Below are 19,183 nucleotides of genomic sequence, written 5' to 3' on the forward strand. Positions count from 1 at the left end.
CGTGAGCGGCCATATGAGAACAATGGCCAGCAGGAATATTACGGGGAAAGACTGGTACTCTGCACCGATAAATTGAGTTTTTCCTGCATAGGCCGGTCAAATTTCCTACAAGAAAGAGCGGCATTGGACGACGTTCCCCGCAGCTGCGGAATCAATGACAGGCATGTCGACTATTAATAGCCACTGATAGTGTTGGGTCGAAAGCCCAGCTAGAGTTCAGGGCATTAGAGGTTTATTTGGCGAGGTTCGCGATGTCCCGCACGATCCGTTTTCACAAGTTTGGTTCAGCCGAGGTGCTCAAATGCGAAGAGCATGCGGCGGCTCTGCCTGCACCCGGCGAAGTGCAGGTGCGAGTCGAAGCCATCGGCATCAGCTGGTACGACATTCTCTGGCGTCAGAACCTGGCGTCGTCCCACGCTCGTCTGCCTTCCGGCCTTGGCCAGGAAATGGCCGGCATCGTCACCGCAGTCGGTGAAGGTGTCGATGACCTCGCGGTGGGCGACAAGGTTGCCAGTTTCCCGGCCGAAAGCCCGAACGACTATCCGGTCTACGGCGAGCAGATCGTTCTGCCACGCTCGTCCCTGACCCGTTATCCGGACGTGCTCACCCCGATCCAGGCAGCCGTCCATTACACGCCGCTGCTGGTTGCCTATTTCGCCTACGTCGATCTGGCGCGGGTCAAGCCAGGCGACTTTGCCCTGGTCACCGATGCCAGCCACTGTTCCGGCCCGTCGTTCGTCCAGTTGGGCAAGGCGCTGGGTGTGCGGGTGATTGCCGCTACCAAGTCGGCGCAGGAGCGTGAATACCTGCTGGCGCTGGGTGCCGAGAAAGTCATCGTCACCGAGGAAGAAGACCTGCTGATGCGGGTCAACAAGATCACCGAAAACCGTGGCGTGAATGTGGTGTTCGATGGCCTGGGTGGCCCGCAGATGTCGCTGCTTGGCGATGTGCTGGCTCCCCGTGGCAGCCTGGTTCTGTACGGCCTGCAAGGCGGCAACCAGACACCGTTCCCGGCCTGTGCAGCGTTCCAGAAGAACATTCAGTTTTTCGTGCACTGCATCGGTAACTTCACCGGCAAGCCGGAACTGGGCATCATCCAGGACCAGGTCGCGCTGCAACGCGCCTTGCGTGACATCAACCAGCTGACCGCCGATCGCGTTCTGCTGCCGCTCGAGACACGGGTCTTCCCGTTCAACGAGTTTGTCGAAGCGCATCGCTACATGGGCGAATGCCCTTGTCGCGAAAGGGTTGCCCTGCAGGTCGAACCGGCCTGATCCCTCGAAGAGTCCGTGCCCCCACGGACTCTTTTGCTTTCTGCGCCTTGTAAAACCAGACACCCTTGACTGGCTCAATGGGACGGTTCAGCAACTGAACTGGTTTTTGCTCTGGATCTGTAGCTTCTAATCAGCAACTAAGCCCTGATAATTGAATGATTACTTTCATCTCAAGGAATGAGTCATGGGTGGGTATCAAGGCGATACTTTTCAATGCGCTATAGGGCTGGCTGTTCAGAAAGCAACGCTCGTTTTCGCTGTTGTAGAACAATCGGCTGCAACTTCTTTCTTTATTTCCTGTATCCAGCATCTGTGGGACTTTGTAAGAAGTTTCCTAGGACGTTGCGCGCAACCACAAATTTCCTTTAAGCCCGCGGCTTTGAGGCGCCCGGCGTCTGCGCAGGGTGCTCAAAGGTGCGTCGCCTCGCCAATGTTGGCCTGGAAACTTAAGTGTTAGCATTTGGTAATAAAGCCACTCTTCAATTCATTCTCCGGCCATTCCCTGCGCCGTGCGTTTAGTTGACTGCGCAATAGCGAACTTACGAGTATCAGGTAAATAACGATGACCAATATCCATGACCAGGCCATGAGCTATGTCTATCAACAAGTGCTGCAACGACTGTTGAGTTTTTTTTCTCGCGCCGAGCGCACTGCACTGCAATTGCTGATTCAGCGCCTGGGGGTTGCCGCCGGTGGCATGGAGCGGATCGGTGAGTTCAAGGTATTGGCGATCCAGTCCGGGTCCCGTGACAGCTGCTACACCCTGGCCTTGCTGCGGGCCGCGCAACTGACGATTGCCAGCCGGGCGCCGGCAACGTTCAGGTTGCGGGTGGCAACCCTGCGCCTCAACGGTTGCAATCCGATTGCCCTGGAAAACATCCATCGCAGCTGCAACGCCCTGTTTCTTTATGACGATCCTCGGGTTGAAGTACTGATGGTCGATAATCGGGAAGTGCTGGCGTTCGACCCGCAAGCGCCGGTTTCCCCGGCCGGGCGCGCCATCAATCGCACCCATCTGTTGATGCTGGGACATCGTCGGACCTGGGACGGGCCGCTTGATCTGTGGGACGACACCTATCTGGCCAGCGGTGAGTTCTATGCGCAAATCTCCCGCTGGAACCATGGCGTCGATGCCTTGATCAGCAGCGACTCATCGCGCCAGCGAAAACAGTTCATCGAGGGTTTGCGGCGCGCAGCAACCAAGGCCGAGCTGCACGTCTCGAATCACCATGAACCCGACAGCGCGGGATTGTTCCCCATGCGTGACGAGCTGGGTAACCAGGGCTTCCAGCGCTTCTACAGCGAAGAAGACCAACAGCCGTGGCGACCGGTCGATCAATTTGAAACCTGCCGTCGCACGACACTCATCGACATCCACGACATGTTGGTGAGTAACAGGGAAGAGCGTTGGCCGTTGCTCACCGAGTTCCTCGGCTTCCAGGCCGAAGAGTTGTCGGCCCAACTCAGCGACAACGAATACGTGGGCCTGGCGGTGTCGGCGCACCTGCGAGGGTTGCAAGCCTGTTTCGTGCAAGACGCCACCTACGAATCGGGCGTTGCGCAATACCTGCAACGGGCCTTGATCATGATGCGTCGCAAGCAATTGCCGGAACGCCTGTGCGAACAGGCGGTGGAGGCATTTGGCGATCCATCGACCCTGCCGGAATTGCGAGCCCGAGCGACTGCCGAGGCGCAACGCAGCCTTGGCCTGAGCGAAGCGCAATTGGTGTGCCTGCTGTTTGCACCCTTCGGCAACAAGGCCGCGCAGCTTGAGCATTTCCTGCGCCAGTGCCACCCGGGCATGCTGGTGGCCTTGCCGGAATTGCACCGGGCCATGCAGGGATACCCGGTCGTCGATCAGATCATGCAATGGCTGATGGATGTCAGCGGGCTGTCGGTCAGTCTCATCGGCAAGCTCTATGACATGGCGCCACTGCCCGAATATGAGAACGGGGCGGACGACCCGGCGAGCGGTGAGCACGACGAGGAAACCGGCGATGACGCGTCCATGGCGGGCGAACGGTCAGCAGGACGTTGAACGTGCGTGGATTGACAGCAACCCTGACGTCGCGTGACACGCGACGTCGCGCCCATGGCCCGATCCCATGAAAGGCGCCCGAGAGTCCGATTTCGCCTACCAGGCGGTTTACCGTTACCTGACCAGTATCATCGGTGAAAGCGCCAGCGACACGCACGTACGCCTGCCGTCATTGCGCCACTTGTCCGAACGCTTGAACGTCTCCATCTCGACCATTCAGTACGCCTATTCGCTGCTGGAGAAAGAAGGGCGGGTGTACTCGGTGGCCAAGTCTGGCTATTACGCGCTGCCGGCACCTGCGATCAACATGCTCTACCAGGGCAATGATTTGCTGGAAAGCGTCTACGTCAATGCTCGTCGCCCGGGCATGCTGGTCCTGAGCAGCGATGAACCGGCGCTGGTGCAGTCGATCGACAGCCCGCTGCTGCTTCAGGAAAGGGAATTGCTGCGCCAGTACCCACGCCAGCCACAACCGAATTCGCAACCCTGCGGCGAACTGGAGCTGCGCATGGCATTGGCGGCGCGCTATACCACGTCGCCCATACGTTGCTGGCACGCCGATGATGTCTATATAGGCGCTGATCTTCGTGGCGTGCTGGAGATTCTGATTGCCGTGCTGTGCCTCAAGGACGCCGCGGTGGTGGTCGAATCCCCTTGCGACTGGACGATTCTGCGGCTCTTGCAGGGCGCGGGCGTGCGGGTGATCGAATGGCCCCTGCAAGCCAATGGCCGGCTGCATCACGATCGACTCAAGCACCTGCTGGAAACCGAGCCGGTGCGCCTGGTCATGGTGTCCTCGGGCTTGAATATGCCCCGTGGCAGCCAGGCGCCGGATGATGACCGCCAGGCCGTCGCGCAATTGCTGGACCGACATGAGTGCTGGGTGCTGGAAAACGACTGTTACGGAGAGCTCGGGTTCGAGGCGCCGGGCCTGCGATTTCGCGACTTGCTGGCCCCGCAAAGGCTGATGATTTTTTCCACGTTCGAAAAAATCATCGGGCCGGAAGCGCCCTATGGATATTTGCTTTCCCGCCATCTGGGCAGCGAATGGCAGCGGCATTTCCTGCTGCGGGCATTTCGCCTGTCTTCGATTCGCCAGAAAGCCATCGCCCGTCTGTATAGCAATGGCCGTATCGATCAGCACTTGCAATTGCTGCGGCGCAGGCTCAAGGAAAGCAAGGTCCGCATGACCCATATGTTGCATGAGCGAATGGGCGAGGCCTTGCAGTTCGTCGAGCCGCAAGGGGGCGCAACAATCTGGCTGCATTCGTTGCGGCGGGTCGATGTGCGCCAGGTGTTTCAGCGTCTGCTCAACGAGCAGGTGGTGATCGCGCCGGGTGAGCTGTTCAGTCTCCAGGGCCTGCATACCCAGCATTTGCGCCTGAGCCATAATTTCGGCACCGACCATGACCTTGCGACCGCGCTGGGCCTGTTGGGCGACGCTTTGCGCAGGGAATCGATCGACTGAACGGGTTTACTGCAGATTTATAACAGTGCGCCGGCGCAATGCCGGGATCTATAACGTCGCGCGATGGTCAAACTGCCAGTAAACTGCGTTCCAACTCCTGAACCACTCTATTCCAGAGGTTTTGCATGACACTCAGTCCTTTTGCGGGTAAACCGGCACCGGCAGAATTGTTGGTCGACATCCCGCGACTGGTTACGGCGTATTACACCGGCCAGCCTGATGCCGCCATCTCGACCCAACGCGTGGCGTTCGGTACGTCCGGGCACCGAGGCAGCTCCTTCGACCTGAGTTTCAACGAGTGGCACGTGCTGGCGATCAGTCAGGCGATCTGCCTGTATCGCGAGGCCCAGGGCATCGATGGACCGCTGTTTGTCGGCATCGACACCCACGCACTGTCCACCCCGGCCGGCGCGAGTGCACTGGAAGTGCTGGCTGCCAATGGCGTGACGGTGATGATTGCCGAAGGCGACGAATACACCCCGACCCCGGCGGTTTCCCACGCGATCCTCTGCTACAACCGCGGCCGCACCACTGGCCTGGCGGACGGCATTGTCATCACGCCGTCGCACAACCCGCCGCAAAGCGGTGGCTACAAATACAACCCTACCAACGGTGGTCCGGCCGATACCCACATCACCAAATGGATCGAAGCCAAGGCCAACGAGCTGCTGGGCAACAAGCTGGCCGGCGTCAAGCGCATCAGCTACGAACAGGCCCTGAAGGCCAGCACCACCCATCGTCACGACTATGTGAACACCTACGTTGCCGACCTGATCAACGTCATCGATTTCGACGCCATCCGTGACGCCAAGCTGCGTCTGGGTGTCGATCCGCTGGGCGGAGCAGGGGTGCGCTACTGGTCGGCGATTGCCGAGCATTACCGCCTGGACCTGGACGTGGTGAACAAAGAGGTGGATTCGACTTTCCGCTTCATGACCGTCGACTGGGACGGCCAGATCCGCATGGACCCATCGTCCACCCACGCCATGCAGGGCCTGATCGGCCTGAAAGAGCGCTTCGACGTGGCGTTCGCCTGCGACCCGGACCACGACCGCCACGGTATCGTCACCCCGTCCGGTGGACTGCTGGCGCCGAACAACTACCTGGCGGTGTCCATCGATTACCTGTTCCAGAACCGTCCGCACTGGCGCGCCGATGCCGCCGTGGGCAAGACCGTGGTCAGCAGCGGTTTGATCGACCGCGTGGCCAAGCGCCTTGGCCGTCGCCTGTACGAGGTGCCGGTCGGCTTCAAATGGTTCGCCGATGGCCTGTTTGACGGCTCCTTGGGCTTTGGCGGCGAAGAAAGCGCCGGTGCTTCGTTCCTGCGCAAGGATGGCGGCGTCTGGTGCACCGACAAGGACGGCTTGATCCCGGCACTGCTGGCCGCCGAGATGACCGCCCGTACCGGTCGCGACCCAAGCCAGGCGTATCGTGCCTTGACCGACGAACTGGGCGAGCCGTTCTCGGTGCGGGTCGATGCCAAGGCCAATCCGCAGCAGAAGGCCCTGTTGAGCAAATTGTCGCCGGACCAGGTCACTTCGACCGAACTGGCGGGCGAACCGATCCAGAGCATCCTCAGCCACGCCCCGGGCAACGAGCAGGCCATTGGCGGTCTGAAAGTCATGACCGAAAACGGCTGGTTCGCGGCGCGTCCGTCCGGCACCGAGGATATCTACAAGATCTACGCGGAAAGCTTTGTCAGCGACGAGCACTTGAAGCAGCTGGTGGCTGAGGCGCAGACGCTGGTGGATGGCGCGATTTCGGCGAAATAAGTGATGGCCCCATCGCGGGCAAGCCTTGCTCCCACAGTGGAACGCATTCCCCTGTGGGAGCAAGGCTTGCCCGCGATGACGGTCTTATGAGCGACGCAAATCTCGAATCAAAAAAAGGGGCGACCATTCACGGTCGCCCCTTTTTTGTCCGGCATTTACTGAATCAAGCCAGATCCACCAACACGATCTCGCTGTCCTCAATCGCCGTCACCCGCAACACCTGCTCCTCGGCAACCGCAACACCGTCTCGAGCTTGCGCGCGCAAGCCATTGACTTCTATGACGCCGGTCGCCGGAACCAGATAGGCACGACGGCCGCTGTCCAGGCGATACTCGGCGCTTTCGCCGGCCTTGAGGTTCGCCGCCACCAACCGTGCATCGGCACGGATGCGCAGGCTCTGGTCGTCGCCGGCCTTGCCGCTGGCCAGGGTCACGAAACCTTCGCGCCCGTCTTTCGGGAAGGGCTTGGCGCCCCAGGACGGTGCCAGGCCGGATTCGTTGGGGATGATCCAGATCTGGAAGATCTTGGTCGGCGTCGCTTCCAGGTTGTACTCGCTGTGGGCGATACCGGTACCGGCGCTCATGACCTGAACGTCACCGGCTTCGGTGCGACCCTTGTTGCCCAGGTTGTCCTGGTGGCTGATAGCGCCTTCACGGACATAGGTGATGATTTCCATGTCCCGGTGCGGGTGCTGCGGGAAACCGGTGCCCGGGGCGATCACGTCATCGTTCCAGACCCGCAGGTTGCCCCAGTTCATGCGCTTGGGGTCGTAGTACTCGGCGAACGAAAAGTGATGATGGGCATTCAGCCAGCCGTGGTCTGCACCACCGAGCGAGTTGAAAGGTCTGAGTTCCAGCATGATCGTCTCCTGAAAAGGTTCGTCATGGGGCAGAGCGCCAGAGCCACGAAGAGACCGTTGGTTGATGACGGGCATCATCCTTCAGGCAAGGATCGATAAAAAGCGTAAAAAATGCCTCATAACAATCAAATTGATTGATATAAAACAAGCTCGAAATATTCTCATCCGGCTTTCAGTTCATCGCATAACCCAATGAGTCATAAGCATTTCACTAGAACTCAACGGCAAATGCAGACACCATAGCCCGCAACAGCCTCTCACCCTGGAGTCCGTCCGCGTGTCGCAACGAACCACCGGTTTGCCCCCCGAACTTCCCCCTGAACTTCGTCCCCTGGCCGAGATGCCGCTGCTCAAGCGCCTGGCCGCCCGATTCTTTGGCCACGGCCTGACCCGCCTGCGCGCGCAACACCGCGCGTCCTGGCTGCATGGTCAGGCGGACGGCTTTCGCAGCGGACACACCGCCGGGGTGGAATATGGCTATAAGGAAGGCAAGGCCGAGGGGCTGGAGGAAGGCCGGCAGGTGCTTCTGATTCGCGACTCGCGCTGCACCGAACATCGGCCGCCCAATATCGATGATCACCTGTTCGATGACTGGCGCCTGCCGCTGACCGCCGAACTGAAAAAACGCATGAAGGCCGATGTCGCCCGTCTATTACCGGCGTACGCGCAACCCAGCGCCGCGCAGTGGAAAATGATCTTCAGCGACACCCCCTCGACCTCGGTGATCGCCGGTGCGGGTGCGGGTAAATCGACGACGCTGGCCTTGCGCATTGTGTTGCTGAGTCATTATCTGGGGTTCGAATTGAGCTCGATGACCGTGGTGACCTTCACCCGCGAATCGCGCAAGGACTTCATCAATAAGCTGATCGAGCTGTTTGCCCTGTGGGGACGGGCATTGAGCTTCAACGAAGCGCGGGATCTTGTGCGGACCTTCCATTCGCGGATTCTGCCGATGGTCCGCAGCCTGCCGGGCTTCGAGCGCCTGCAGGCCTTTGAAAACCTGAGCCTGCAATCGCAAGGCGGCGAGGAAGTCGACAGCAACCCGTTCGACCTGCGCATCAACGATGCCCAGCGCCAGCAGCTCAACGCCTGTTATCACACCTTGTATACCCGCGACGAACGGTTCCGCGAACTGATCAAGCCGTTGTCGCGCCACGCCCTGCAACTCAAGGAGCTGGAGCGCGATCACCCGGATGTGCAGAAGCGTGTGGCTGTCACCGAGCTGGCGGCCAAGCGCGATGAAGAGCTCTGCGACTTTGTCGAGGACTTGTGGTTGCGCGCGGGCGCCTGGCCAATCAAAGGCATCGAGCCCAATCGTCAGGTCTTTGATATCAATGGTTCGAAATTCCATAGCCATGGCTACATTCCATCCTTGGACGCCTGGGTGGTGCTGGGCTTCGATCCCCGGGAAAACCCGCAAGCTTCCCGCCCGAACGCCAAGTTGAGCGTGCGTGCAGAGTGGGCGGTAAAGCGCACCCTGTTTCAAGCTTTCTGTCGTAAGCCATTGATTTGGTTAGATAGTTACGAATCGTCCCGACGTGTTTTGTCATCGCTTGCCGGTGATGCGAGTGCCGGGCCGGGCTTCGATTACAAGGTCAAGGGCGAGCTGGCTTCGGCACCTATGCTGGACTGTTTTGTCGCGGCCGCCGGGTTTATCGAGAACCTGGGGCTGGATGTGCCGAACGCCGTCAGCCAGATGAGTTTTGCCAAGGACGATCCGGACCGGTTTTTCTTCGAGGCCCTGAGCCTGTACTGGCGTGCCCTGGAAGATCATCTGCTGGACCAGAAGCCGCCGATCATGACCTACAACCGGATGTTCGCCCTGTTCAGCGAGCATTCCCCGGAGAACCTCAAGCTGCTCGGCGATGAGCTGCTTCGACCGCTATCGCACCTGATGATCGACGAATTTCAGGACGTATCGCCGCAGATCGTCTCGTGGATTCGCGCCAGCCTGGCGGAAATCCGCAGTCGCGGGCCGGCCATGCACGTAGGGCGCGGGGCCCAGCGTTCGTCGCTGCTTTGTGTCGGGGACGACTGGCAGTCGATCTACGGCTGGCGCGGCAGTTCGCCGAGTTACTTCATGGAATTCAACAAGACGTTTTCCTCGCCGAGCACCACCAAGGTCATGCTCAGCGACAACTACCGCAGCCATCAGTACATCATCGACGCCGCCGAACACATCGTTCGCGCGGCACCGGCGATTGCCGGCAAGAAGGCCAAGGCCAGCGGCGAGCCAAAGGAGCTGCTGCCGGTCAAGGTGCTTGATCGCGATGACCAGGGCATGGCCAGGCAGTTGATCGAGCACTACCGAAAGGGTGATTCGATCTTGATGCTTTATCGAAAAAGCAGCGATAAGTCATTGATTGAAGAGCATATTCAGTCTGTAGTTAATGTTGATTCGAGCTTGCCGCACGAGGCGCGGCGCTTGAAGCAACTGACCTATCACAGCGCCAAGGGCCTTCAGGCTGACGCGGTGTTCCTGCTGGGCGATTGTCAGCACCTGACCAGTTCGCCCTACAAGAATCAGGTGTATCGCATGGCGGGCCTGGGCAAGGCCGGTGACACCGAGGCGTACGACAACGCGCAGAAAGATGAAATCCTGCGCCTGGCGTATGTGGGGATCACCCGTGCGGTGAGTCATTGCTACTGGTATGTCGACGGGCAGGATACCCAGGCTGCGAACATGCCCAAGGCGTCGGACCGGATTGGCAAGGGCAAGGCGTTCTTTGTCGATCATCGACAAGGTAAGACAACCGCGTGATACACCTTGATTGAACCTGTGGGAGCGAGCTTGCTCGCGATAGCGGACTTACATTCAACATCTTCGTTGAATGTTCATGCCTCATCGCGAGCAAGCTCGCTCCCACAGGTTTTTGTGTCGCACAACAAAAAGCCCACATGATGTGGGCTTTTGATTAGTGCGACCTTCAGGCATAGCTCCTTAAGGCCACCGGTGGAACGAACGCTTCAAGTTCATCCTCCACCGCTTCGATTATTCGTTCGACATCCGCGGCATTCATGACCGTCGCGCAAGGGATACCGGCAATGGCGATCATGGTCTCGCCACTGGCACGATCAAACAGGCGGGCAATCATGCTGCCCGGCGCATCCATGCTCGCCTCGAAACCCATGGGATGAAAATGCCAGCGCATCAGCTGGCAGGCATTTGGAAAAGTAACCTTGCTGAACCCTTTATTCATATGTTGCCCGCCTTCTTCATCGAGCGCTTCCATTAGCTCAGGTTAGGAGGGAAGAGCCTTCATTGGCTCAACCAGTGACAGACTTTAAAAGTAGCATCGGCACGTGAAAATAATGTGTTTTTTTCAGGCCGTTTGGCGATTGCTTCGCATTTTTTAATCGGACCGCTCCGCGCAAACGGTTTCTAAAAACAGCGGGCCTCGGTCTGGCGATTGAAGCAGGCGCGGAAGTTGGGCAAGCTCGGCTTTTTTTCGTCGAGACCTTTATGTACGCCGAGGATGATGGCCCGCTGCAAACCCAGGCCACGGGCGAAACGGTCATGCGCTATCACTTGCGCTGGAAGCACCGGGATCTGGATGGGGTCATGGCGTTGTATCACCCCGACATTCAGTACAACGACTTTTTCCAGAACCGTGTGATGGGCCTGGACGAATTGCGCGAATACGTGCGCAGCAGCATGCCCCGGGATCCCGATGAAGCGCTGGAACACTCGGACCGCATCCGCCTGGATGGCAACACCGCCTTCATCCAGTACCGCATCACCTTGCGCGGCGGGGAAGGCCTGGTGTCGTTTCGCGCCAGCGAAGCGATTACGGTGCGCGACGGGTTGATCTGGCGGGTCAACGAATACGCGTCCCTGGTCCACGAACAACCGTCGCGCAAGAACGCTTCGACCCAGCGCCCGGCGGTGAGCCGCCTGGGGCTGTCGCCCCGGCAGTTGAGTTTCATGGCGGATGACCTGCAACAGTACTTCCAGCGCCAGCAACCCTATCTCGACCCCGAGCTCGACTTGCAGCGGGTGGCGAAGGAGTGCGGGTACAGCCGCAACCAGATTTCCTACCTGCTCAACCAGGTGCTCGGCCAGAGCTTCTATCGCTACGTCAACCAGGCCCGTCTGCAACACTTGCTCGCGGCGCTGGACCAGGCCGCGCCACCGCTGCGCATCGATGAGCTGGCGTTTGCCGCCGGCTTCAACTCGCTGTCGGCCTTCTATAGCTGCTTCCGCCAGCACACCGGCCAGTCGCCCAAGGCTTACGTGAAGCAAATTTCCCTGCGTGCACGCGCGCAAGACAATCCCTGAGATCACGCACTAGGATCGACGCCATCGAAGTTTGAGTGGCGGAGTCCTGCATGAAAGCGTGGCGCACGATCAGTTTATGGATGGACCAGCTCGACGAGCCGCTATTGGCGCGTCCGGCGCTGGAGCAGGACCTGGATGTCGACGTCGCGATCATCGGCGCCGGGTACACCGGGTTGTGGACTGCGTACTACCTCAAGCGCCATGCCCCTGAATTGAACATCGCCATCATCGAGGCGCAAACCGCCGGTTTTGGCGCCTCGGGGCGCAATGGCGGCTGGCTGATGGGCAATCTGCTGGGCGAAGACCGGCTGCTCGCGGCGCTGTCTCCCGTGCAGCGCCGCGCCTCCTTCGATCTGCTGCACGGTATCCCTGATGAAGTGGCGATTGTCCTCGAACGTGAAGGGATCGACTGTGATTACCGCAAGGGTGGTGCGCTCTACTGTGCCGCCCGCTACCCGGAACAGGAAGCCAGCCTGCGTGAGTATCTGGCCAAGCTGTATCGACAGGGCCTCAATGAAAGCGATTACCACTGGCTCAGCCCCGAGCAGTTGGCGCAGCAGATTCGCGTCGCCAAGCCCTATGGCGGCATCTACACCCCCCACATAGCGACCCTGCATCCGGCGAAACTGGTGCGCGGCCTGGCACGTGCGGTCGAGCGCATGGGCGTGAAAATCTATGAAAACAGTGCGGTAACCCATTGGCAGCCCGGCAATTTGCGTACCGCACATGCCTCAGTGCGCAGCCGTTGGGTGGTGCCGGCGGTGGAGGGCTATTCGGTGACCTTGCCGCCGCTGGGGCGGTATCAGTTGCCGGTGCAAAGCCTGATTGTCGCCACCGAGCCGCTGTCCGCCGCCACCTGGGACGAGATCGGCCTGAGCCAGGGGCAGGCCTTCAGCGAAAGCAGTCGCCAGGTCACCTACGGCCAGCGTACCGCCGATAACCGCCTGATCTTCGGCGCCCGGGGTGGCTATCAGTTCGCCGGTCGGCTGCGTCATGACTTTGACCTGACCACCAGCGAAATCGAGTTGCGCCGCTATCTGTTCGGCGAACTGTTCCCGCAACTCAAGAACGTACAGATCACCCATGGCTGGGGCGGCAACCTGGGCATGTCCCGGCGTTTTCAGCCGCACATGCTGTGCGACCGGGCGAGCGGCATTGCCTTGTCCGGTGGCTACGGCGGGGAGGGCGTCGGCGCCAGCAGCCTGGGCGGGCGAACCCTTGCCGACCTGATCCTTGAGCGCGATACCGAACTGGTGCGCCAGCCCTGGGTCCTGCCGCAGGGCGGGCTTGGCGTGCTCAAGGCGTGGGAACCCGAGCCCTGCCGCTGGCTCGGCTACAACGCGATCATTCGCAGCTTCGTCCACGAAGACCAGACCCTGGCCAACCCGGCTACCGCTCCCTGGCGACGCAAACTCGCCAGCGGGGTGGCTGGGTTCATGGAAGGTTTCATGCACTAAACGTTTTTTCACAGACAGGTATTGCCATGAGCATCACGCAATTCAAGAACACCGCAACCCTGAAGCTGGACGAGTCCAATCCGGTCGCCGTCCCTCTGGGCTTGCCCGTGGCGGTGGCTTCGACCACCAGCGTCGAGCGCGACGACGGCGTCGAAACCGGCGTATGGGAATGCACCCCCGGCCGCTGGCGGCGGCAGATCGTCGCCCAGGAGTTCTGTCACTTCATCCAGGGGCGCTGCACGTTCACCCCGGACGGCGGCGAAACCCTGCATATCGAAGCCGGCGACGCCCTGATGTTGCCTGCCAACAGCCTCGGCATCTGGGACATCCAGGAAACCGTGCGCAAGACCTACGTGTTGATTCTGTAAAAGCTGACCCCTTGATTGCCTGCCAACAAAAACAACCCATACAGGAATCGATTCATGCTGCGAAAGACGCTCACACTTACACTGACGTTGGCCCCGCTGATGCTCGCCGCTTCCATCAGCCAGGCGGCCGAAACCGTCAAGATCTATAACTGGTCGGATTACATCGCCCCGGACACCACCAAAGACTTCCAGAAGGAAACCGGCATCGGCTTCACCTACGACGTCTACGACAGCAATGAAACCCTCGATGGCAAGTTGATGACCGGCAAATCCGGTTACGACGTGGTGTTCCCGTCCAACCACTTCATGGCCCGGCAAATCGAAGGCAAGGCGTTGAAGACACTGGACAAGAGCCAGCTGCCGAACTGGAAGAACCTCAACCCGGTACTGCTCAAGGCCTTGCAGGGCAACGATCCGGGCAACGAACACGGTTTTCCTTATCTGTGGGGCAGTACCGGCATCGGCTACAACGTTGCCAAGGTCAAGGCGGTGCTGGGCGACAACGCGCCGGTGGACTCCTGGGACCTGATCTTCAAGCCGGAAAACATGGAAAAGCTGCAGAAGTGCGGCGTGGCGATTCTCGACAACGGCCCGGAACTGCTGCCGGCTGCCCTGAACTACCTTGGCTTGCCCCATCACAGCAAGAATCCGGAGGACTACAAGAAGGCCGAAGCCTTGCTGCTGAAAGTCCGGCCTTACGTAAGCTATTTCCACTCATCCAAGTACACCAGCGACCTGGCCAACGGCGATATCTGCGTGGCCGTCGGTTTCTCCGGTGACATCCTGCAAGCGGAAAACCGCGCCAAAGAGGCGAAGAATGGGGTCGATATCGGGTATTCAATTCCCCGGGAAGGCGCCGCGATCTGGTTCGACATGGTCGCCATGCCCGTCGACGCTCCGGACGAAAAGGCCGGGTACGCCTTCATGAACTACCTGCTGCGTCCGGACGTCATGGCGGGCATCAGTAACTACGTGCACTACGCCAACGGCAATGAACAGGCCGACGGCCTGATCGACCCGGCCATCAAGAATGACACCAAGGTCTACCCGAGCCCGGAAATGATGGGGAAATTGTTCGCACTGGAAGCGATGCCGCTGAATATCGACCGGATTCGCACGCGGGTGTGGAACAAGATTCGCACCGGTAGTTGAAATCTACGGTGCCTGTAAGGGCCTCTTCGCGAGCAGGCTCGCTCCCACAGGAATTGCACTAAACCCTGTAGGAGCGAGCCTGCTCGCGATGAACGATAACGCGGAGTTTCAGTCTTCCCGCCGAATCGTGCTCACTTCATCGGCCCTGACTTTGACCTTCGCCCCGGAAATATCCTCGAATTCGAAGAACCCGTCCTTGGTCTTGGTTTTCGGCATGTCCTTGGTCAAGTACTGAGTGCCGTTCTGCAAGGTCACCACCGTTGGCGTCGAGCAGCCGGTCAGCATCATGAACGCTGCTGCTGCCAAGGGGAAACCAAGCTTCTTGATGTTCATAACCACCTCTTACATCCTTCAAATACGCTGCGACTGTTGCATTCGACAGCACCAGACGCCGTTGGTGTCATGAAGCTGCGATGAATTCGTCGGGCCGAGTCAATGGCCGGCAACGCCTCCACCCATCCTTTTCCGATTGCGCAAAACAGGGCGTTGCTGGTATCTGTACGCATAACCAGTATCACTTCGCCATGGCCCCATTTCCCGTGACTGCAAACCCCCTCGACGATCCGTTCTATTACCTCAACAACTTCATGCAAGTGCTTGATTGGCTTGAGCAACGCTATGGCGATGTGCTGGACGTCGAAGAACAACGCTTCATCACTGACTTCAAGGGCCTGAGCCGTGAATCCCGGGCACTGCTGGTCAGGATGGTGATGCGCAAGGGCATTCACTTCCGGGCCAGCAAGCTGCACTACGTTGAAATCGGCGACACCCTCGATGCCGTGGAACCGCTGTTGGCACTGGGCTGGGTCGACGAGCAGCTGCCATTGCCGGTCGAGGTGCTGTGCGAGGTCCTGCTCAAGGCTGAAATCGTTCAATGCCTGGGCCACGCCATCGATCAGCCAAAGGGCAAAAAGTCCGATTGGCTGCCAGCGCTGAGCGAGCGCTTTCCCGAGGCACGCAGTTTCGGGCAATGGTGCCCGGGGCTGGATGAGCGTTTGTTCAGCCTGACCATCATGGGATTGTGCGACCGCTTGCGCTTCATGTTTTTCGGCAACCTCTATCAGGATTGGTCCGAATTCGTGCTGGCCGACCTTGGCATCTTCACCTACGAAAAAGTCGAGTTCTGTGCCGATTCCCGAGGCTTTCGCAGCCGGGATGACGTGGATGCCGGCATGTTTCTTCATCTGTGCCAGCAACAATTCATTGAAGGGGAGGCGATCGTCGACATTGTCGAGCGCCTGGGCGGCCTGGCGCTGAGCAACCCCTGGCTGCAACGGCGCCGTGACAAGCTGCTGTTCCAGATGGCCCAGCACTGCGAGCGGGTGGCGGATTTCGCGACCGCCCTGACGCTGTATCGCCAGTGCGCCTATCCCGGCGCGCGGGTGCGTTTGATCCGCGTGCTGGAGCGCTGCGGGGAATATGAACTGGCCCTGGATCTGGCCACCGAAGTGCAACAGTCAGCCCCCAGTGCCGCCGAGCAGCAACAACTGCTGCGCATGTTGCCAAGATTGCGCCGCAAACTGGGCGGGCCGGCGGTGAAACGCCCGGCCCCGCGAGAAATGCAGCGCCTGGACCTGCAACTGCCCAGGACCGATCCGCAAATGTCGGTGGAGTTTTACGTCCAGGCACACCTGACGGAAGATTCGGCGCCGGTGCACTACGTCGAAAACAGCCTGATCAATTCGCTGTTCGGCCTGCTGTGCTGGCCGGCGATTTTCGCACCGCTGCCGGGGGCGTTTTTTCACCCGTTCCAGCGTGGGCCGGTGGATCTGCTCAACGAAGATTTCCATGAGCGACGGGCGCAGCTGTTCCAGGCCTGCCTCGCCCAGCTCGACGACGGTCGATACCAGGACACCATCCGCCAGTGCTATGCCGAAAAATGGGGTGTGCAGTCGCCCTTCGTGTTCTGGGGCGCGCTCGACGAGGCCTTGCTGGAACAGGCTCTGGACTGCCTGCCGGCCGAACACCTCAAGCACTGGTTCAACCGCCTGTTGCTGGACATCAAGGCCAATCGCGCCGGGATGCCCGACCTGATCCAGTTCTGGCCGCAGCAAAAGACCTACCGCATGATCGAAGTCAAAGGCCCGGGGGATCGCCTGCAGGACAACCAGCTGCGCTGGCTGGAGTTCTGCCATGAGCACGGCATGCCGATTGCCGTGTGCTATGTGCAATGGGCGGAGCAGGGCGCTTGAGTTACAGCATCGCGGTGCGGGCGCTGTGCGAGTTCACCGCCAAGGTCGGCGACCTCGACCTGCGCTTTACTCCGTCGCCGACGGCGCTTGAGGGGATCGTTGGTCACCGCACGGTGGCCTCCCGGCGTAGCGAGGGCTATCAGAGTGAAGTCGCGCTTGAAGGCCACTACCAAAGCCTGACCGTCAAAGGCCGCGCGGATGGCTACGATCCGGCGCAAAACTGCCTCGAAGAAGTCAAAACCTACCGTGGCGACCTGAGCAAACAACCGGCCAACCACCGGCAACTGCACTGGGCCCAGGCGAAAATCTACGGCTGGTTGATGTGCAGCAAGTTGCAGCTGGAGCAGATCAATCTGGCGCTGGTGTACTTCGACATCGTCAGCGAAAAGGAAACCTGCCTGGTGGAAAGCTACAGCGCCACGCAGTTGCAGCAGTTCTTCGAAGAACATTGCGCGCGGTTCCTGCACTGGGCGGAACAGGAAATGGCCCATCGCCAGGCCCGCAACCTCGGGGCGCAACAGCTGGCTTTCCCCCACAGCGATTTTCGGCCGGGGCAGCGGCATCTGGCCGAGTCGGTGTTCAAGGCGGTCAGTACCGGCCGCTGCCTGATGGCCCAGGCGCCAACGGGGATCGGCAAGACCCTTGGCACGCTGTTTCCGATGCTCAAGGCCCTGGTGCCCCAGCAACTGGACAAGGTGTTCTTCCTCACGGCAAAAAACCCCGGGCGCAAACTGGCGCTGGATGCGGCGCAGGTCATCTTCGACAGCGCCAATGCACCACCTTTGCGGGTGCTGGAGATGATTGCCCGGGACAAGGCCTGCGAGCACCCCGACAAAGCCTGCCACGGCGAATCCTGCCCGTTGGCCCAGGGCTTTTACGATCGCTTGCCGGCGGCGCGTCAGGCCGCCAGCCAACTGAACCTGTTGGACCAGAGTGCATTGCGCCAGGTCGCCCTGGACCATGCCGTGTGTCCGTATTACCTGAGCCAGGAAATGGCGCGATGGGCCGATGTCGTGGTTGCCGATTACAACTACTACTTCGACTTCAGCGCCTTGCTGTTCGGCTTGGCCCAGGCCAATAACTGGAAAGTCGCGGTGCTGGTGGACGAGGCCCACAACCTGGTGGAGCGCGGCCGCCAGATGTACAGCGCCGACCTCGATCAGGCGACCCTTGGCGCCGTACGAAAAGCCGCTCCCGAGCCTTTGAAAAAGCCCTTGCAGCGGGTCAATCGCGAATGGAACGCCCTGCATGAGCCGCAACCGGGTGCCTATCAGGCCTATGACAAGGCCCCGGAGAAACTGCTGCAAGCGCTGTCATCCTGTTGCGCCAGCATCGGCGACTACCTGAACGATCACCCGCAAGGGCTGGACAGTGCCCTGCAGAGTTTCTACTTCGACATGCTGCAGTTCTGCCGGGTGGCCGAACTGTTCGATGAGCAGTTTCTGTTCGACATTTCCAAGCGCGACCTGGACCGCAAGCGACCGCTTTCGCACCTGTGCCTGCGCAACGTGGTGCCGGCGGGGTTCATCGGGCCGCGCCTGACAGCGGCACGCAGTACCGTGCTGTTCTCCGCCACCCTGAGCCCGCGTCGTTACTACGCCGACCTGCTGGGCACGCCGGCGAATACGGTGTGCATCGACGTCGAGTCGCCGTTTCACGCCGACCAGCTTCAGGTTCACATCGCCAGCCAGATCTCTACCCGGTTCACCCATCGCCAGGCATCGCTTGCCCCCATCGTCGAGCTGATCGCCAACCAGTACAGGCAACGCCCGGGAAACTATCTGGCGTTTTTCAGCAGCTTTGACTATTTGCAGCAGGTCTTGCAGTTGCTGGCCGAGCGGCACCCGCAGATCAACCTGTGGTCACAATCCCGTGGGATGGGTGAAACGCAACGCCAGCAGTTTCTCGATCAGTTCACGGAGGGCGGCGAGGGCATCGGTTTTGCGGTACTGGGTGGGGCGTTCGGCGAAGGCATCGACTTGCCCGGCGCCCGGCTGATCGGCGCGTTCATCGCCACCCTGGGGCTGGCGCAGTTGAACCCGGTCAACGAGCAGATGAAGCAACGCATGGCGGCGATTTTCGGTGACGGCTACGACTACACCTACCTCTATCCGGGCCTGCAGAAGGTGGTCCAGGCCGCCGGCCGGGTGATCCGCACGCAGGAGGATCGAGGTGTGGTGATGCTGATTGACGACCGTTTTGCCGAGCCCAAGGTCAGGCAGTTGCTGCCACGTTGGTGGGCAATCGGCCAAGCGCCGCCGCAGAGCGCCTGAGTTCGGGCTTTCCAAATCGGCGGTTTGTCGCATACTCCAGAAAACCATTCT

At 60.1% G+C, this 19,183-nt stretch carries 14 protein-coding genes; 11 read left to right on the forward strand and 3 right to left on the reverse strand.

Going from position 1 to position 19,183, the window contains the following annotated elements:
- Positions 1 to 251: 251 nt before the first annotated feature.
- From ABTV29_RS14380 to pgm, 4 genes are all read left to right on the forward strand, one after another.
- On the forward strand, positions 252 to 1,274 hold the full coding sequence (locus tag ABTV29_RS14380) for a zinc-dependent alcohol dehydrogenase family protein (RefSeq protein ID WP_433771281.1): 1,023 nt from the start codon (positions 252 to 254) through the stop codon (positions 1,272 to 1,274).
- A 562-nt stretch (positions 1,275 to 1,836) separates the two neighbouring features.
- Positions 1,837 to 3,312 (forward strand): hypothetical protein, encoded by a 1,476-nt coding sequence (locus ABTV29_RS14385; protein ID WP_433771282.1) that lies wholly within the window; start codon positions 1,837 to 1,839, stop codon positions 3,310 to 3,312.
- Between the two features lie 67 nt (positions 3,313 to 3,379).
- Complete coding sequence (locus tag ABTV29_RS14390; RefSeq protein ID WP_433771284.1) at positions 3,380 to 4,780, forward strand: PLP-dependent aminotransferase family protein; 1,401 nt, start codon at positions 3,380 to 3,382, stop codon at positions 4,778 to 4,780.
- Between the two features lie 125 nt (positions 4,781 to 4,905).
- Positions 4,906 to 6,552 carry a phosphoglucomutase (alpha-D-glucose-1,6-bisphosphate-dependent) gene (gene pgm, locus ABTV29_RS14395; protein ID WP_433771286.1) on the forward strand — a complete coding sequence of 549 codons (1,647 nt, stop codon included), beginning with the start codon at positions 4,906 to 4,908 and terminating at the stop codon, positions 6,550 to 6,552.
- A gap of 163 nt (positions 6,553 to 6,715) precedes the next feature.
- On the opposite strand, the gene ABTV29_RS14400 is transcribed toward pgm, so the two are convergent.
- Positions 6,716 to 7,411 carry a pirin family protein gene (locus ABTV29_RS14400; RefSeq protein WP_433771288.1) on the reverse strand — a complete coding sequence of 232 codons (696 nt, stop codon included), beginning with the start codon at positions 7,409 to 7,411 and terminating at the stop codon, positions 6,716 to 6,718.
- 340 nt (positions 7,412 to 7,751) lie between these two features.
- On the opposite strand from ABTV29_RS14400, the gene ABTV29_RS14405 reads away from it, so the two are divergent.
- Positions 7,752 to 10,172 (forward strand): UvrD-helicase domain-containing protein, encoded by a 2,421-nt coding sequence (locus ABTV29_RS14405; protein ID WP_433771879.1) that lies wholly within the window; start codon positions 7,752 to 7,754, stop codon positions 10,170 to 10,172.
- Between the two features lie 166 nt (positions 10,173 to 10,338).
- Here ABTV29_RS14405 and ABTV29_RS14410 read toward each other — a convergent pair whose 3' ends face one another.
- A complete protein-coding gene (locus ABTV29_RS14410; protein WP_110967842.1) occupies positions 10,339 to 10,611 on the reverse strand; it encodes a DUF1652 domain-containing protein in 273 nt (90 codons plus the stop codon).
- Positions 10,612 to 10,874: 263 nt separating this feature from the next.
- Between ABTV29_RS14410 and ABTV29_RS14415 the strand changes: the two genes are divergently transcribed.
- From ABTV29_RS14415 to ABTV29_RS14430, 4 genes are read left to right on the forward strand one after another with little or no spacing between them, the layout of a single operon-like run.
- Entirely contained in the window at positions 10,875 to 11,690 is an 816-nt protein-coding gene (locus ABTV29_RS14415) for a helix-turn-helix domain-containing protein (RefSeq protein ID WP_433771290.1), read from the forward strand.
- A 50-nt stretch (positions 11,691 to 11,740) separates the two neighbouring features.
- Positions 11,741 to 13,147: an NAD(P)/FAD-dependent oxidoreductase gene (locus ABTV29_RS14420; protein WP_433771291.1), complete on the forward strand. Its 1,407-nt coding sequence runs from the start codon at positions 11,741 to 11,743 to the stop codon at positions 13,145 to 13,147.
- 26 nt (positions 13,148 to 13,173) lie between these two features.
- Positions 13,174 to 13,515, forward strand: a complete 342-nt coding sequence (locus tag ABTV29_RS14425) for a cupin domain-containing protein (RefSeq protein ID WP_433771293.1) — start codon at positions 13,174 to 13,176, stop codon at positions 13,513 to 13,515.
- A 54-nt stretch (positions 13,516 to 13,569) separates the two neighbouring features.
- The gene (locus ABTV29_RS14430; protein WP_433771295.1) at positions 13,570 to 14,667 is read left to right on the forward strand and encodes a polyamine ABC transporter substrate-binding protein; all 1,098 of its coding nucleotides are present in this window, start codon (positions 13,570 to 13,572) and stop codon (positions 14,665 to 14,667) included.
- A gap of 108 nt (positions 14,668 to 14,775) precedes the next feature.
- Here the strand turns inward: ABTV29_RS14430 and ABTV29_RS14435 are convergent, their stop codons facing one another.
- Positions 14,776 to 15,000, reverse strand: coding sequence for a YgdI/YgdR family lipoprotein (locus ABTV29_RS14435; protein ID WP_433771297.1), 225 nt, complete (start codon positions 14,998 to 15,000; stop codon positions 14,776 to 14,778).
- Positions 15,001 to 15,191: 191 nt separating this feature from the next.
- On the opposite strand from ABTV29_RS14435, the gene ABTV29_RS14440 reads away from it, so the two are divergent.
- Both ABTV29_RS14440 and ABTV29_RS14445 read left to right on the forward strand, forming a co-directional pair.
- The gene (locus tag ABTV29_RS14440) at positions 15,192 to 16,859 is read left to right on the forward strand and encodes a VRR-NUC domain-containing protein (protein ID WP_433771299.1); all 1,668 of its coding nucleotides are present in this window, start codon (positions 15,192 to 15,194) and stop codon (positions 16,857 to 16,859) included.
- Positions 16,856 to 19,132, forward strand: coding sequence for an ATP-dependent DNA helicase (locus tag ABTV29_RS14445; protein ID WP_433771301.1), 2,277 nt, complete (start codon positions 16,856 to 16,858; stop codon positions 19,130 to 19,132). Before ABTV29_RS14440 ends, ABTV29_RS14445 begins: the two co-directional genes overlap by 4 nt.
- The last annotated feature ends 51 nt before the right edge of the window (positions 19,133 to 19,183 follow it).

The sequence above is a fragment of the Pseudomonas putida genome (assembly GCF_050989985.1).
Taxonomy (GTDB): Bacteria; Pseudomonadota; Gammaproteobacteria; order Pseudomonadales; family Pseudomonadaceae; genus Aquipseudomonas; species Aquipseudomonas putida_AI.